At 49.2% G+C, this 15,777-nt stretch carries 13 protein-coding genes; 8 read left to right on the top strand and 5 right to left on the bottom strand.

Annotated features, from left to right (window positions below; genetic code table 11):
* Positions 1–9: 9 nt before the first annotated feature.
* The 7 genes from ACYVJM_RS12255 (at position 10) to ACYVJM_RS12225 (ending at position 7,766) form a co-directional block, all read left to right on the top strand.
* A complete protein-coding gene (locus tag ACYVJM_RS12255; RefSeq protein WP_461148511.1) occupies positions 10–3,459 on the top strand; it encodes a pyruvate carboxylase in 3,450 nt (1,149 codons plus the stop codon).
* Positions 3,460–3,551: 92 nt separating this feature from the next.
* Entirely contained in the window at positions 3,552–4,781 is a 1,230-nt protein-coding gene (locus ACYVJM_RS12250) for a TlpA disulfide reductase family protein (protein ID WP_461148510.1), read from the top strand.
* Positions 4,782–4,933: 152 nt separating this feature from the next.
* Entirely contained in the window at positions 4,934–5,323 is a 390-nt protein-coding gene (locus tag ACYVJM_RS12245) for a DUF4870 domain-containing protein (protein ID WP_461148509.1), read from the top strand.
* A gap of 47 nt (positions 5,324–5,370) precedes the next feature.
* Entirely contained in the window at positions 5,371–5,691 is a 321-nt protein-coding gene (locus tag ACYVJM_RS12240) for a DUF3467 domain-containing protein (protein ID WP_097127263.1), read from the top strand.
* An 89-nt stretch (positions 5,692–5,780) separates the two neighbouring features.
* Positions 5,781–6,209 (top strand): 30S ribosomal protein S12, encoded by a 429-nt coding sequence (gene rpsL, locus ACYVJM_RS12235; protein WP_046577394.1) that lies wholly within the window; start codon positions 5,781–5,783, stop codon positions 6,207–6,209.
* A gap of 130 nt (positions 6,210–6,339) precedes the next feature.
* Positions 6,340–6,807, top strand: a complete 468-nt coding sequence (rpsG, locus tag ACYVJM_RS12230; protein ID WP_012928933.1) for a 30S ribosomal protein S7 — start codon at positions 6,340–6,342, stop codon at positions 6,805–6,807.
* Between the two features lie 86 nt (positions 6,808–6,893).
* Entirely contained in the window at positions 6,894–7,766 is an 873-nt protein-coding gene (locus ACYVJM_RS12225) for an aldose 1-epimerase family protein (RefSeq protein ID WP_461148508.1), read from the top strand.
* A gap of 97 nt (positions 7,767–7,863) precedes the next feature.
* Here ACYVJM_RS12225 and ACYVJM_RS12220 read toward each other — a convergent pair whose 3' ends face one another.
* From ACYVJM_RS12220 to ACYVJM_RS12200, 5 genes are all read right to left on the bottom strand, one after another.
* Complete coding sequence (locus ACYVJM_RS12220) at positions 7,864–9,450, bottom strand: hypothetical protein (protein ID WP_461148507.1); 1,587 nt, start codon at positions 9,448–9,450, stop codon at positions 7,864–7,866.
* A gap of 266 nt (positions 9,451–9,716) precedes the next feature.
* Positions 9,717–10,382 carry an OmpH/Skp family outer membrane protein gene (locus tag ACYVJM_RS12215; protein ID WP_461148506.1) on the bottom strand — a complete coding sequence of 222 codons (666 nt, stop codon included), beginning with the start codon at positions 10,380–10,382 and terminating at the stop codon, positions 9,717–9,719.
* A gap of 18 nt (positions 10,383–10,400) precedes the next feature.
* Positions 10,401–10,973, bottom strand: coding sequence for an OmpH/Skp family outer membrane protein (locus ACYVJM_RS12210; protein ID WP_461148505.1), 573 nt, complete (start codon positions 10,971–10,973; stop codon positions 10,401–10,403).
* Positions 10,974–11,122: 149 nt separating this feature from the next.
* The gene (bamA, locus tag ACYVJM_RS12205) at positions 11,123–13,723 is read right to left on the bottom strand and encodes an outer membrane protein assembly factor BamA (RefSeq protein WP_461148504.1); all 2,601 of its coding nucleotides are present in this window, start codon (positions 13,721–13,723) and stop codon (positions 11,123–11,125) included.
* Between the two features lie 109 nt (positions 13,724–13,832).
* Positions 13,833–14,570, bottom strand: coding sequence for an isoprenyl transferase (locus ACYVJM_RS12200; RefSeq protein WP_461148503.1), 738 nt, complete (start codon positions 14,568–14,570; stop codon positions 13,833–13,835).
* 226 nt (positions 14,571–14,796) lie between these two features.
* Here ACYVJM_RS12200 and ACYVJM_RS12195 point away from each other — a divergent pair, with 226 nt between their 5' ends.
* Positions 14,797–15,753 (top strand): fasciclin domain-containing protein, encoded by a 957-nt coding sequence (locus tag ACYVJM_RS12195; RefSeq protein ID WP_461148502.1) that lies wholly within the window; start codon positions 14,797–14,799, stop codon positions 15,751–15,753.
* Positions 15,754–15,777 lie beyond the last annotated feature (24 nt).

Here is a 15,777-nt window from a genome sequence, read left to right as displayed (position 1 = left end):
TTGAGAATCATGAAAGAGTACATCCGACCCATTAAACGTTTGCTCGTCGCCAACCGGGGCGAAATCGCCATCCGTATCATGCGGGCAGCCACTGAGCTTGGCATCACAACCGTTGCCGTGTACACCTACGAAGACCGGTATTCGCTTCACCGATACAAGGCCGATGAAGCGTACCAGATTGGTCGTGATGAAGACCCGCTGAAGCCATATCTGGATGTTGAAGGCATTGTTCTCCTCGCTAAACGCCACAAGGTCGATGCCATTCATCCTGGTTACGGATTCCTATCGGAAAATGTAAAGTTGGCCCGTCGATGCCGCGAAGAGGGTATCATTTTCGTAGGGCCATCGCCGGAAGCCATGGATGCGCTGGGCGATAAAGTGCGCGCCAAAAACCTGGCGACCAGTGCCGGTGTACCGCTCATTCCCGATTCGCGGGAGGAAAATATGTCGCCGGAGTTTGCCCTCACTGAAGCGAAGCGAATTGGTTTTCCCGTCATGGTGAAAGCCGCTGCCGGAGGGGGTGGACGCGGTATGCGTGTAGTACGGCAGGCCGAAGAGTTTGAGAAAGCCTTTGCCGAAGCCAAAAACGAAGCCCGTAACGCCTTTGGCGACGATACGATCTTCCTCGAAAAATTCATTGAAGAACCCAAGCACATTGAGGTTCAGCTACTCGGCGATCAGCACGGCAACATCGTTCACCTCTACGAACGTGACTGCTCCGTGCAGAGACGGTTTCAGAAGGTGGTTGAAGTCGCTCCCTCTTTCGGGCTCAAACAGGAAACGAAAGATAAACTCTATGCCTACGCCCTGCAACTGGGTCGGGCGGTGAATTACTCCAATGCCGGTACGGTCGAATTTCTGGTCGACAAAGCCGAAAATATCTACTTCATTGAGGTTAACCCCCGGATTCAGGTTGAGCACACCATTACCGAAGAGGTAACGGGTATCGACATTGTCAGAACGCAGATTCTGATTGCGATGGGGTACCAGCTTTCCGATAACGGTATTTATATCAATCACCAGGATGACGTGCCTCTTAACGGCTACGCTATCCAGTGCCGGATCACGACCGAAGATCCCGCTAACGGTTTCAAACCCGATTTTGGTACGATAACGGCCTACCGGAATGCGGCCGGTTTCGGTATCCGACTCGATGAAGGCAGCAGCTATGCGGGCATGAAAATCTCGCCTTACTTCGATTCCATGATCGTGAAAGTATCGGCGCGGGGACGGACGCTCAAGGGCGCTACCCAGCGACTGACGCGGGCACTGGTCGAGTTCCGGATTCGGGGTGTTAAAACCAATATCGGCTTTCTGCTGAACGTGATTAGTCACCCGGTTTTTCAGCGGGGTGAAGCGCGGGTATCGTTCATCGAAACCCATCCCGAACTGTTCAACTTTCGCAAACCGCAGGACCGCTCGACGCGGGTACTTAACTACCTGGCTGAAGTAATTGTCAATGGCAATCCGGAAGTTAAAAAGAAGGACGATAGCAAAATTTTCCGTACCCCCGTTGTTCCCAACTTTGATACATACAGTGCCTATCCGGCGGGTAATCGCGATCGGCTAAAGGAACTGGGTCGTGAGAACTTTGTGAAATGGGTACTCGATCAGAAAAGTATACTGTACACGGACACAACATTCCGCGACGGCCATCAATCCTTACTCGCAACCCGCGTACGAACGCAGGATTTGCAGAAAGTAGCCGAAGGGTTCGCCAAGAACCACCCGGAGCTGTTTTCAATGGAAGTCTGGGGTGGCGCTACCTTCGACGTGTCGATGCGCTTCCTGTACGAAAGTCCGTGGAAACGGCTGGCTGCCCTGCGCGAAGCCATGCCGAACATGCTGCTGCAAATGCTGTTCCGGGGTTCCAACGCGGTTGGCTATTCGGCTTATCCCGACAATCTGATCGAGAAGTTCGTGGAGCAATCATGGGAAACGGGTATCGATGTTTTCCGGATTTTCGACTCGCTCAACTGGGTCGAAGCCATGAAAGTGAGTATGCGGGCCGTCCGTGAACGGACTGATGCGCTGTGCGAAGCGGCCATTTGCTATACCGGCGATTTGCTGGACCCGAACCAGAAGAAATACACCCTCCAATACTATCTGGATATGGCGCGTCAACTGGAAGACGAAGGCGCGCACCTGCTGGCTATTAAAGACATGGCCGGTTTGCTCAAACCACTGGCTGCAGATGTGCTGGTTCGCGAACTGAAGCAGGCCGTGAGTATTCCGGTTCACTTGCATACGCACGACACACCCGGCATTCAGGCGGCTTCGTATCTGAAGGCTATTGATGCCGGTGTCGATATTGTCGATTGTGCCCTTGGGGCGCTGTCGGGCCTGACCTCACAGCCGAATTTCAACTCCGTTGTGGCTATGATGCAGGGCCACGAGCGGGAGTGCAAAACGGACCTGTCGTCGTTAAATGCCTATTCGAACTATTGGGAAGATGTTCGGGAGTACTATTACCCCTTTGAGTCGGGTATGAAGGCGGGCAGCGCGGAGGTGTACGAAAACGAAATACCGGGCGGGCAGTACTCGAACCTGAAACCACAGGCCATCGCCACCGGTCTGGGCGATAAGTTCGAGACGCTTAAAAAGAACTACTCGGTAGCCAACCAGCTCTTCGGCGACATTGTGAAAGTGACGCCATCCTCGAAAGTGGTGGGCGATATGGCTATCTTCATGACGGCCAATAACCTGACGGCCAACGACGTGCTGACGCGTGGCGATTCGTTGTCCTTCCCGGAATCGGTGAAAGAGCTGATGAAAGGAATCCTGGGTCAGCCCGTTGGTGGTTTCCCGGAGGCTATTCAAAAGGTCGTGTTGAAAGGGGAGGAGCCCATTACTGGCCGCCCGAACGAGCACCTGAAACCGATTGATTTCGACACCGATTTCAAAACCTTTCAGGAGAAGTACCCCCAGTGCGACGGATTTGTCGATTACCTGTCGTACCAGATGTACCCAAAGGTATATGACGAATACTACAAGGCGAATGTGCAGTACGGTAACGTCAGCATTATCCCGACACCCGCGTTCTTTTACGGATTGAAGGAGAACGAAGAGATTCTGATCAATATCGAAGAAGGAAAGAACATTCTTGTTCGGTTGCTGTTCAAATCGGAGCCCGACGAGTTCGGTATGCGGACCATCACCTTCGAACTCAATGGCCAGAGCCGTCAGGTTCAAGTCCGCGACCGGGCCTCGAAGGTAGAGAAAGCGATGAACACTAAAGTGAGCAAGGCGGGCGATGTAGGCGCCCCCCTGCAAGGTCGCCTGACCCGGATTCTGGTGAAAGAAGGTGACGTTGTCAAGAAAAATCAGCCGCTGTTCGTGATCGAAGCTATGAAAATGGAAAGTATCGTGGCTGCGCAGAGAGAAGGCAAAGTGGCAAAAGTCGTTTTGAAAGAGGCCACGACCGTTGAACAGGACGATTGCGTGATTGAGTTAGCGTAAAAAGTGTCAAACAGTCAGAGGCTGCTTGTGGGTATAAGTTTCTTACTCACAAACAGCCTCTGACTGTTTGACACTTGGTAATATCTCTTCCTATGCGACACACAAAATTGCTGACAATCATTTATCTGTGCCTGATTTGCCTGGCCGTACAGGCTCAGGTAAAACCCCTGGCGGGTTTCTGGCGAGGTGTCTTTGCAATGGCTGGCGGGCATACGGCACCGTTTAATCTTGAGCTGACAGGCAAAACTGCTTACCTGCTCAATGGTACCGAACGCTTTGAACTGAAGAAGGTGATGCAGCGTGGCGATTCGCTGTTCATTCCGGTCGATGTGTATAATACGGTGCTGGCGGCAAAGGTTGAGAACGCCAAAACGCTGACTGGCGTGTTCAAACATCTGGAAGCGCCCACAACGGGTGTTCCTTTCCGGATGGAGCATGGAAAACGGTATCGGTTCACCGAGCATCCGGTAGCTCCTGTAGTGAGCATGCATGGCAAATGGGACATTCTTATCGACGAAAAAATAAAACTCATCGGCGTATTCGAACAGCACGGCAGCAAACTGACGGGTACTTTTTTGAGTACCGGCGGAGATATGCGCTACTACGATGGCTCGGTGCAGGGTGATGAATTTGCCTTATCTGCGTTCGACGGCTCTAACCCGCAGTTGTTTATCGGTAAGATCAGTGGCAATGAATTAAGCGGCAGCTTCGTCAATAGCCGACAGGTACGTTCGTTGAAAGGCACCAGGAATGCACAGGCGGCTTTGCCCGACGCCTACGGTCTGACAAAAATGAGGGACGGAGTTCCTTTTACATTCACGTTTCCGGATGCGTTTACGGGCAAACCTGTATCACTCAGTGACCCCAAATACAAGAATAAGGTGGTAATCGTGACCACGATGGGAAGCTGGTGCCACAACTGTATGGACGAAGCCGCTTTCCTGGCACCCTGGTACAAGGCCAACAAGCAGCGGGGTGTCGAAATAATTGGTCTGGCTTTTGAAGTGAAAAACGACCCGGTTTTTGCCAAAGCTCGTCTCGAAACCGTTAAAAAACGCTATCAGATCGGTTACGACATGCTTTTTGCTGGTATTGCCGACGAAAAACATGCATCAGCCGTTTTGCCCGCCCTGAGTGAGATGTCGGTTTATCCAACCACCATCTATGTAAAGCGTAACGGCGAGGTGGCTAAAGTACATACCGGCTACTCGGGGCCAGCCACCGGTCAGTATTACGAAGCGTTTATTAAGGAGTTCAATGTCGAGATGGACCAGTTGCTCAATGAGACGACTTCAGACAATACGCCGGGTAAGGTGAAATAATCGGAAAACGTAGGTATATCTCAGGGAAAGCAATTTCTGAACGTAATAGTCTTTTAGGAATTAGTAGCTGGAAGAAGCGGGTGTTTTAAGAGCAGGTTGTATCAATCAAAGTTTTGTTGGATCTTGTTAATTCATATAAACCGCTGTTTCTCATGGAGAATCAACCGCCTAACCCAAATTATACGCCCGTGCCTGTACCCATGAGCGAATCGGATGTCCGCATGTGGGCCATGCTAACTCATCTGAGTGCTCTGACAGGGTTTTTCACAGGTGTCGGGGGCGTTGTTGCGCCACTTATAATCTGGCAAATACAGAAGGACAAATCGGCCTATATTGATTATCACGGCAAGGAAGCCGTTAATTTTCAGATAACTATGGCCATAGCGTTTATGATATCCTTTTTTCTGGTGTTCATTCTTATCGGTGCTTTCCTCATCTGGATTCTCGGTGTGGTATGGCTCGTTTTCACTATTATTGCGGCCGTAAAAGCCAATAATGGCGAACATTATCGTTATCCTTTAAGCATACGGTTTATCAAGTAACGAATCTGTTAATTGTTGGCCCTTATCAGCTGTTAAAATATCAGAGCATGACCCCTCCCCAACAAAACCCTGAAGGCGCTATTGACGTCGAATTAAGCGAAGAGATCGCCGAAGGTGTATATGCCAATCTAGCTATGATCGCTCACTCGAACAGTGAGTTTATTCTGGATTTTATTCGGTTAATGCCGGGCGTTCCCAAAGCAAAAGTTAAAGCACGCATTATATTGACTCCCGAACATGCCAAGCGTCTTTTAGAAGCGCTGCGTGAAAATATCAGCCGTTTTGAAGAAGCGTATGGCGGTATTAACGAGCCTAATGAATTTCGTTTTCCGGCGGGCGGCTTTGGCGGCCCGGTAGGTCAAGCGTAAATCTATAATTCCTTTGGCTTTCAAACAGTTTTCCGTATCTTTGCACCTCAAAATTCGGGAAGACTGTTTTTTCGTAAACATAACTAAGAATGCCTACTATACAACAACTCGTGCGTAAGGGCCGCGAAAAGCTGATCGACAAGTCGAAGTCGCCTGCTTTGGACTCTTGCCCACAACGTCGGGGCGTGTGTACGCGTGTGTACACAACGACGCCGAAGAAGCCGAACTCGGCCCTTCGGAAAGTTGCCCGGGTTCGCCTGACGAACCAAAAAGAAGTTAACGCCTATATTCCGGGCGAAGGTCACAACCTCCAGGAGCACTCGATCGTACTGATTCGTGGTGGCCGGGTTAAAGATCTGCCAGGTGTACGTTACCACATCGTTCGGGGTGCTCTGGACACGGCTGGCGTAAGCGGTCGTCTGCAAAGCCGTTCGAAATATGGTGCTAAACGGCCAAAACCAGGTCAGGCTCCAGTAAAAGGTGGCAAAGGTGCACCACCAGCAAAAAAGAAAAAATAAGAATGGTTTATGATGTAGGAAGTATGATGGATTCGCAACGACATATATCATATATCTGACATCATACATCATAACTGACTGGGCGTTGGAAGGACTGCGTCCAGAGTAAGATCAAAAATCTGAAGAAATCATGAGAAAGGCGAAACCGCCCAAGCGTTACGTATTACCCGACCCGAAGTATAAAGAGGTCCTCGTAACCAAATTTGTAAACAACCTGATGTACGAAGGCAAGAAGAGCCTGGCGTACTCCATCTTCTACGACGCTCTCGATGTGGTTGCCAAGCGCACCAGCGAAAGTGGTCTGGATACCTGGAAAAAGGCATTGAACAATGTCATGCCATCAGTTGAAGTAAAAAGCCGTCGTGTCGGTGGAGCTACCTTCCAGGTGCCAACCGAAGTACGGGCAGACCGAAAAGTCGCGGTAGGCATGAAATGGCTTATTAAGTATGCTCGTTCACGTGGTGAGAAAACCATGGTAGACCGGTTAGCCGCTGAAATCGTTGCAGCCGCAAAAGGCGAAGGCGCAGCAGTGAAAAAGAAGGACGATACGCACCGTATGGCTGAAGCCAACAAGGCGTTCTCTCACTTCCGGTTCTAAACCAATAAAACTGGCCAAAATCCCGATGGCCGTTACCTTTGCAAAAGCTATCCAACATTGGGTAGCTTTTGTTGTTTTTCAGCTGTATGACAACTTTAGAAAACGACCATCTCCGTGTATCCATCCGGCCTAAAGGGGCCGAACTGACCTCTATCTTTCATAAGTCATCGGGAGTTGAGCATCTCTGGCAGGCCGATCCGACTGTTTGGGGCTGGCATGCGCCAAATCTGTTTCCGGTAGTGGGCGGGTGCCTGAACAATCAGGTGCTGATTGACGGGAAGACCTATCCGATGGAACGGCATGGCTTTACCCGGCAGTCTGTCTTCGAGAATACGGAGTCGACCCGAACGCATGCTATTTTCTCGTTGCGGTCGAGCGAAGCTACCCGCGCGCATTTCCCCTACGCGTTCGAATTTCAGATTATCTATGAGATCGAGGGCCCTAGACTGACAGTTACATATCGGGTCGTCAATGAGGACGAACGGACCATTTTCTTTTCGGTAGGCGCACACCCCGCCTTCGCTGTGCCCTTCAAGGCTGGAGAAGCCTACGAGGATTACTTTCTGGAGTTTGAGAAAGCAGAGCCCCTGGAAACGCACATGCTTTCGGCAAATGGGTATTTTACCGGCGATACCAAACCCGTTCCAATGATTAATGGTAATCGGTTGCCTTTAACAAAACACTTGTTTGATGCCGACGCGCTGGTATTCAAAAATCTGGCGTCTCGCCGGGTAACCATCCGAAGCGAGAAGCACAACCACACATTATCGGTCGAATACCCGGCTTTTCCGTATTTGGGCATTTGGGCGAAGCCGGGCGCTCCGTTTGTCTGTATCGAACCGTGGCTGGGGTGCGCCGATAGCGAAGGGGAGCCTAAACCCATTGAGCAGAAGGAGGCTATCCAGCATGTAGACGCAGATAAAGTCTTTGAAGCAGCTTTTACCATTACCGTGGCATAAGTTTTCATCAACTCTATCCGGATGGGACAAAAAGTAAGAAAGGCTGACACAATTCACCATGTGTCAGCCTTTCTTTATGATTAAGCAGATTGTGCTGCTATTGAGTTTCTTCCAGCGGAGTGAAGTCTTTGAACATCCGTTTCAATGCCTTGTCGTTAGCTTCTTTTTTACTCTGCCAGTTGGCATCCAGCTCCAGGGCAACAAGACCACTCAGGCTCATCGAATTACGGAAATCGTCGAGTTTCTTAATGAACTCGCCATTACGCCGGGTTGACTTCAGCGCAAATTCACGGGCAAAGACATCGCCTTTGTTTTGCAGTTCACTCCGCTTTCCGAGCACATAATTGTAGCGGTCGAGCAGATCTTTCATCGATTTACCGATTACTTCGGTTGCTTCCAGCGTGCCCATGGTGAGCACGGCGGTACCGCCCACAGCCGAAATAAGCCGTCCGTTATTCTGGGTCTGCTGGCTGGTACTCGATCCGGTTACGGCCGGTGTTACGCCCGTAACAGCACCCAGCGAAGCATTGGCAACGGAGCGGTTTCGTTTTCCGCCTTTCGCTTTCTTATAGTCGTGTTTAAGCTGTTCTTCCTTATCGCTTAGCTGCTCAATAAGGCCCCAGGCCTGCACCAGTAATTGGCGGTATTGGTTATAATAATACCGGTCTTTCTCGGCCTCATTAATCGTATTGATAACCGTGAAGTTGATTCGACGCTCTTCGCGGTTCTGGGCTTTATCCAGTACGTAGAATGTAATTTTTACCCCTAAGGTGTCGTAAGGATCTTTAACAAAATCATAACCAGGCTGCCAGATGAACTCGTATTGGTTATCGGTATTTTTAACCAGTGCCGTCTTGGGAATTTGCTGATTATCAGATAAAAAGCCAAAGGCTGCAATGTCATCATCACCGTTTGGGTCGGAGAGGTAAAACTTAAGGTTTACAGTTGCGTTCTCCTTTAGTTTATAGTACGTGTCTTTAGGAATGACTGCAATGTCGGGAGGAAGGTCCATGGCGGTTACTTCCACTTTCAAACGACCTTTGGTGCGCGTTTTGGCAGGCTGGTCTTCTACCCAGAACTCAATGTACTGCGGGGCCTGCTTTAACTTATTGAACTGATTTAAGGATAAAGTCCAGGTAAGTTCCCCCTGTGATGTCAGTTTACTGCCTTCAGGCATCTGATCTGCAATAGGAATGAAAACAATGGGGTCACCATCGTCGTCGCGTACTACCTGCGAATCCATTTTATAGGTATTCTGCGTACGGTAGCTTACATAAAAGGGCCGTAGCTCGCCCACCACGGGTGGACGGTTTACATGAATTACTTTAAAATCGACACTTTGTGTTGCCGTTTGACCAAACTGATTCCGAACCTCAAAGCTAACGGGATAAGTTTTTGTCGTTTGAATGCGGTCTGCTAAGTCAAAGCCGGGTGTCCAACTAAAATGACCCAGCGAGTCGAGTTGCATCCCTTCCTGCTTATCGTTGCCAAAGCTAAACCTGAGCGTATCGGTGGCAGCGCCGGTGGCTTTCAGATCAAATCGAACGGTGCTGCCCTCATGTACAACGTTCCAGTTGGCTTGATTTGGTAAGATTAGTTGGGGTGCTTTAGAATCCTGCGCATGGATGCTACCAACGGTAATTGCAGATAACAGGCATGCTAGTATACCGGCAGTTCGGTTCATAACGACGTTCAATGGTGGTCTGTTTTGAAAAACGTAAAAATAAGCCTAAGATTTTGTCCCGTTCACTTTATAAGCCAGTTTTTAGACTTTTCTTAGCGTTAAAGCCTTTTAACTGCTTAATAGTTATACTTCTCCGGGAAATAATAATAGGGTTAAGGAATACTTAACTGGAAGCAGTATTGGTAATATAGCTGAGGGTCTTAACGAAAAATCGCTTCCCCATCTCTGAAGAAGCGATTTTTCGTTAAGACCCTCAGCTATAAATATTAGTTTTTCTTTGGCGCAGCTGTAGAACCGGCAGGCTTGGCAGCTGCTGGAGCGCTACCACCAGTCGTTGCTGGTTTAGAAGCAGCAGCGGCTTTGGCAGGATCGATACCCAGTTTTTTCAGCACCAACTCCGTGATATTGTTTTCTTCGGGAGCAACCAGCAAAATGGGGATGGTGTTGGCACCTGCATCCAGGTTAAACACATATTGATAACCATTTTCTTTAGCAACGGCATCAATTCCTTTCTGAATTTTCTGCACAACCGGGTTTACCAACTGCTGGTATTTCGTTTGCAGCGATTGCTCCGCCGTCCGGCCGAATTCCTGAATGCGGGTCTGAAGACTCTGCAGTTCGGTTTCGCGGTCTTTCCGGATTACGTCCGACATCTGGGCACCTCCCTTTTGATAAGCTTCGTATTTGTCTTCCAATTCTTTGTTCATACGCTTCATCTCGTTATCAGCTTGCGTACGTTGAATGGTCAACTGGTTCTGAATATCTTTTGCTTCTGGTGTTTGCGAAAGGATGTAGTCGATGTTGGTATAGCCTAACTTCAATGGACCAGCAGAAGCTGTCGTAGCTGGTGTTGTCGTTTGGGCTTGAGCCTGTGCGTTTAAACCACCCAATAGCAGGGCTGCTGCAAACGCAATGACGAGGTTTTTCTTCATCTCAAATTATTGTTTGTATTACTTAGGTTTTGTGGTTGTGTTATTGGTTGGATTATTATTGGTAGCCGTTGGTTTAATGTCCAGTCCTAATTCTTCCATTACATAATCCGAATAATCGTGCCTTGGGTTCGTGTAAAGCATAACAAAGTCAGACGCCTTGTCGAACATAAAGTCCAGCTTTTTCTGCAAACACACTTTTTCAACGGCTCGGTTCACTAACTCCATCGGAGCTTTCATCAACTCCTTTTTTTTCTCGAAAAGTAGTCCCTGATACCCGAATACTTTGTTGTTGTACTCCCTTGCTTCCCGCTCTTTGTCACTAATGGTGCGTAAGCGCTCGCGTTTCATGTCTTCGGTCAGCAGAATTTCTTCGGCCTGATAGGCTTTCTGCAATTTGTCGATCTCGACATACTTGTCCTGGATATCTTTGGACCACTTATCGGCAAACTTGTCAATCTCACCTAATGCCTTCTGATACTCGGGCATCTTACCGAAAATGAACTCAGTATCTACGTACCCAAATTTCTGCGCCTGTGCGGGCGTAGATGCCCAAACGGCGCACAAAAGTACGAAAAATAGGGCTTTCTTCATTGATTGTGCCTCAAATATTTGCAGGAAGTGATTGATTGTCAAATGGATTTGTTAAGCAGAAATGATGATTTACAACTGGCTGATCTGAACTAAATCGTAAATATCATTTCTGCTTTGTAAATCTACTAAACGTTTAATTTACCTGAATCTTATCTAATCTGCTGCCCTATCGTGAAGTGGAACTGACCGGATGCCTTGTCTTTTACCCCCGGAATCTTGTCGAAACCATAGCCATAATCAATACCAATCAAACCGAACGCGGGCATAAAGATACGTGCACCGAAACCAACCGACCGTTTCAGGTCAAATGGGTTATACTGCTTGTAGCTTCCCCAGTTGTTACCAGCCTCCAGGAAGGTCAGTACGAAAATGGTAGCCGACGGGTTCAGCGAAACAGGGTAACGTAACTCAGCAACAAACTTATTGTACACAACACCACCCTGGCTACGGGCCTGTGCATCAACAGCCCGGTCATAATCGGCAGTATAAACGCTCCGGTCATCGTAGCCGCGAAGACCGATAATGTCCTGAGCCAGGGCAAACTGACCCTGCCCGGCCAAGCCTGAGCCACCCAGTACAAACCGCTCGAATGGGCCAATGGAGGTGCGCTTATTATAGCTGCCCAGGAAGCCCAGGTGAGCACGTGTATTTAACACCAGTTTACCAAAAACAGTCTGGAACCAGCTGGCGTCAAACATCCATTTGTGGTATTCCACGAACTTGTATTTGTCTTCAGGCTTCTCGGTTGTCGTTGTTGTGCGCCAGGCCGAGTAAGGAGGGGTAAACGAACCGCTCAGCGTAAACGACGAACCGGCGCGCGGAAACTGCGGGTTATCGATACTATTCCGCGAGAGCGTTGTATTGAATGTGATGTTGTTCGAGATACCGTTCTTGTAGCCGATGTAGAACAAATCGAGGTTGTTCAGGTCATACCGCTGGAACGAGATCGAATTACTTAAGCTGAAATAATCATCCGGGACTTTTAACTGCCGTCCTAGTCCAATGGTAACAGCCGTATTGGTGTAGGAACCGGTGGGCTTGCGACCCTTCAGGCTTTGGTAAATACTGGCCGGGTTAAGCGGATCATAGAAGGTCTGGTAGACCGTATGGCTGGCACTTACCGACAACGCATTGGGCTTACGGCCACCTAACCAGGGTTCGGTGAACGACAATGAGTACACCTGGTATTGAGACCCGTTCGCCTGAAAACGTACTTGCACTCGCTGACCGTCTCCGGCTGGCAGTGGGCGCCATGCCTTCAAATTTGGAATGTTGCGGGCTGAGAAGTTATTGAACGTTAAGCCAAGGGTACCGACGAAGCCTACATAACCGCCCCAGCCGCCCGATAACTCGATCTGGTCGGATGGTTTTTCTTCTACAGTGTATTCGATATCAACGGTTCCATCATTCTGCGGAACGGGATTGATACCGATTTTCTCCGGGTCGAAGTAGCCGAGCGTCGACAGTTCGCGCTGGGTACGGATCAGGTTCGTTTTCGAAAACTTCTGACCGGGCAGTGTGCGGATGGTACGCATCACCACATGATCGCTGGTTTTCGTATTTCCGTTCAGAATAACCTTGTTGATGGTAGCCTGTTTGCCCTCGAAAATACGGATTTCAAGGTCGATCGAGTCACCTTCAATAGCACGCTCAATGGGCTGGGCGTTGTAATATAAATACCCCAGATCCATATACTGTGAACTCAAGTCCTGTCCTGGGTTACCATTCAGGCGTTTGTCCAGGTCTTCCGGGTTGTATACGTCGCCTTTGGTTATACCCAATACGGAGCGGAGCTGGTCGGCGGTGTACAGGTAGTTGCCCGAGAAGTCGATCTTACGGTAGTAATACTGATGACCCTCATTCACCTTCATGTTGATGGTAATCGTATTGCTGTTACCGCCGTTGTTAATGACGCTGTCGCTCTCGATAGTGGCATCGCGATAGCCGAGTTTGTTGTAATACTCGATCAGCTTCTGTTTATCCTCTTCGTATTTTTTCGGGACGAATTTTGACGGCGTAAATAACCGGCCAAACCGTTGTTCTTTGGTGCCTTTCATTTTCATGCGCACCGCCGATTCGTCTACTTCCTCAACCCCTTCGAGGTTGATTTTAGCAATCTTTACTTTTTGTCCTTTATCAACCAGCACGCGCATGGTTGCGTTGTTGCGGGTGCTGTCGGGGATGGTCGTGATTTTTACTTTGGTGTTCAGGTAGCCCTTGTCGACAAAGTATTTGCGAGTGGCCATCTGGGTGTTTTTAATAATCGTGTTGGTTACGATCTTACCCAAATTAAGCTTCACTTTGTCTTTCAGGTTATCCTGTTCACCTTTTTTTATGCCCATGAAGCTAACCCGGTAAAGACGGGGCCGCTCCAGCACTTTAAACATAAGGGTCACTTTGTTGTCAGTGGAATTGGTGGCAAACAACTCAACGTTGTCCAGCAGACCCGACTCCATGAGTTTTCGCACCGATGAGCCGATGGCTTCGCCGGGAATGCGGATTTTGTCCCCCACTTTCAAGCCTCCGAGCGAAACCAGCGAATTTGGGTCCAGATACCGGGTTCCCGTTACGCTCAGCCCGGCAATTTCGTACTCTTTGGGGTTGGCGTAGTTGAGCAGATCGTTCGTTTCTGTCAGGGCGGGGGGGGCGTCGCGACCAACGCCGACACGGACCTGAGCCCAGGCCTGAGCAGGCAACAGACTGACAAGCAGGCAAACGGCTCCTACTAGGTATTTTATACGGTGTTCCAAGTTATAATAGCTAATATGTTGTTGATTGTCAGGACTCCCTGCCGGGCAAAAGGGTTGGACTGTACCTACATTTTTTGCCGGTTTTAACGCAAAGACTATCCCGCCTGTCTTACTTGACCAATTGTTCGCTGGTTTTTCCAAACCGCCGTTCACGCTGCTGATAACTGACTATGGCTTTATGCAAATGTTCTTTACGGAAATCGGGCCAGAGCACATCAGGCATATACAACTCAGAGTAAGCCAGTTGCCAGAGCATAAAATTGCTGATGCGCATTTCGCCACTGGTGCGGATCATAAGCTCTGGATCAGGTATACCTTTTGTGGAAAGACGCTGGCCAAACATGGTTTCATCGATCTGATCCGGCGTTAGTTTACCATCGCGTACATCGGCGGCCAGCTGCCTGGCTGCTTCCAGAATCTCCCAGCGCCCACTATAACTCAACGCCAATATAAGCGTTAAACCGGTGTTCTGGCTTGTCTCACGCATGGCTTCGGCCAGCTCACGCTGGCAGTCGCCGGGCAGACTTTCCGTATGGCCAATGGTTGCCAGCCGTACGTTATTGTCCATCAGCGTTTTGATTTCCCCCCGTATGGTATGAACCAGCAGCGTCATCAACGCGTCTACTTCATATTTGGGGCGGTTCCAGTTCTCGGTCGAAAAAGCGTAAAGTGTCAGGTATTTTACACCCAATTCAGCGCATCCTTCCGTTACTTCCCGTACGGCCTTAATGGCGCTGTTGTGGCCAAATACTCTGGCAAGGCCCTGCCGTTTTGCCCAACGCCCGTTTCCGTCCATGATAACGGCTATGTGCTGGGGCAGATTGCTCGGGTCAATGTGTTCCTTCATCCCAATGGGGGAGTTTTAACAAAAGTTAACAAGACCGCGAAGATACGGAATTTTAGTGAGCGGATAAGCCAATAAGTTAGTAAGTCAATAAGTTAATAAGTCAATGAGTTAGTACTTGCCCGACTAACCACTTACCCACTCACTTGCCGTATCTTTGTCGAAAAGACTATACACTGAGCGTCATCGTTTTCAAGTACAGATGCTCATTAACTCGATTTGCTTTCGTATGAACCCCGTTTTTTTTAAAGGTATCCGCTCCATTTCTGTACTTTTTCTGGTACTGATGGTTTTAACAGGCTGCACAAAAAGTGACGACACCGTTGCTACACCACAAACGGTTACAGACCGTATTCTGGAAGATACGCAATTCAGTGTATTGCGGGCTGCCATGACGTACGCAGAAATGGGCGATTTGCTGAAGGGAAGTAACCTGACGCTTTTTGCGCCGAACGATGCCGCTTTTCAGGCTGCCGGATATGGTTCGCCAACCACCATCGCGTCCTTATCGAAAGAGCAGGTGCGGGCCATCTTATTGTACCATACGCTGGAAGGTCCCGTATCGGCGTCGGAAATTCCGGGCGGACTCAATCCGGTAACAACGGGTGATAAAGGTGTTGCCTACATCAACAAAGTGTCGGACGGCAGGGTCTTTATTAACAACGCCCAGGTGATTCAGGCCGATATTAAAGTGGCGAACGGGTATATCCACAGTATTGACCGAGTGTTAACGCCTTCAGCTGGCAGCTTACTAACAGCCATTCGCAGCAATCCGAATCTGACTCTGCTGACGGCTGCCGTGAATCGGGTTGCTGCCAGCAATCCAACGTTACTGGCCACATTGAGTAACGATGCGTCGACCAATCTGGTAACTATTTTCGCACCGAACGACGCGGCTTTCAGGTCGGCGGGTTATACCGATCTTGCAGCCATAAATGCGGTTAATCTACAAACGCTGACAAATCTGCTGCTTTACCATGTGGTATCCGGTGTTACTTTTTCCAACCAATTTCAAACGGGTACATTGAACACGTTACTTAGCGGAAACCGACTGACCGTATTGTCGACGGCGAACCTGCTCACGATCAAGGGAAACAAGAACACAACAACGGCCACGGTCAAGCAGGGTAACATACCGGCGACCAATGGCGTGATTCACATAATCGATCAGGTACTACTCCCTTAATCGATAAAAAGTAGAGGATATACA

Source organism: Spirosoma pulveris (assembly GCF_054781875.1).
Note: the sequence above shows the minus strand (reverse complement) of the source record. Positions and strands in the feature narration are given on the sequence as shown.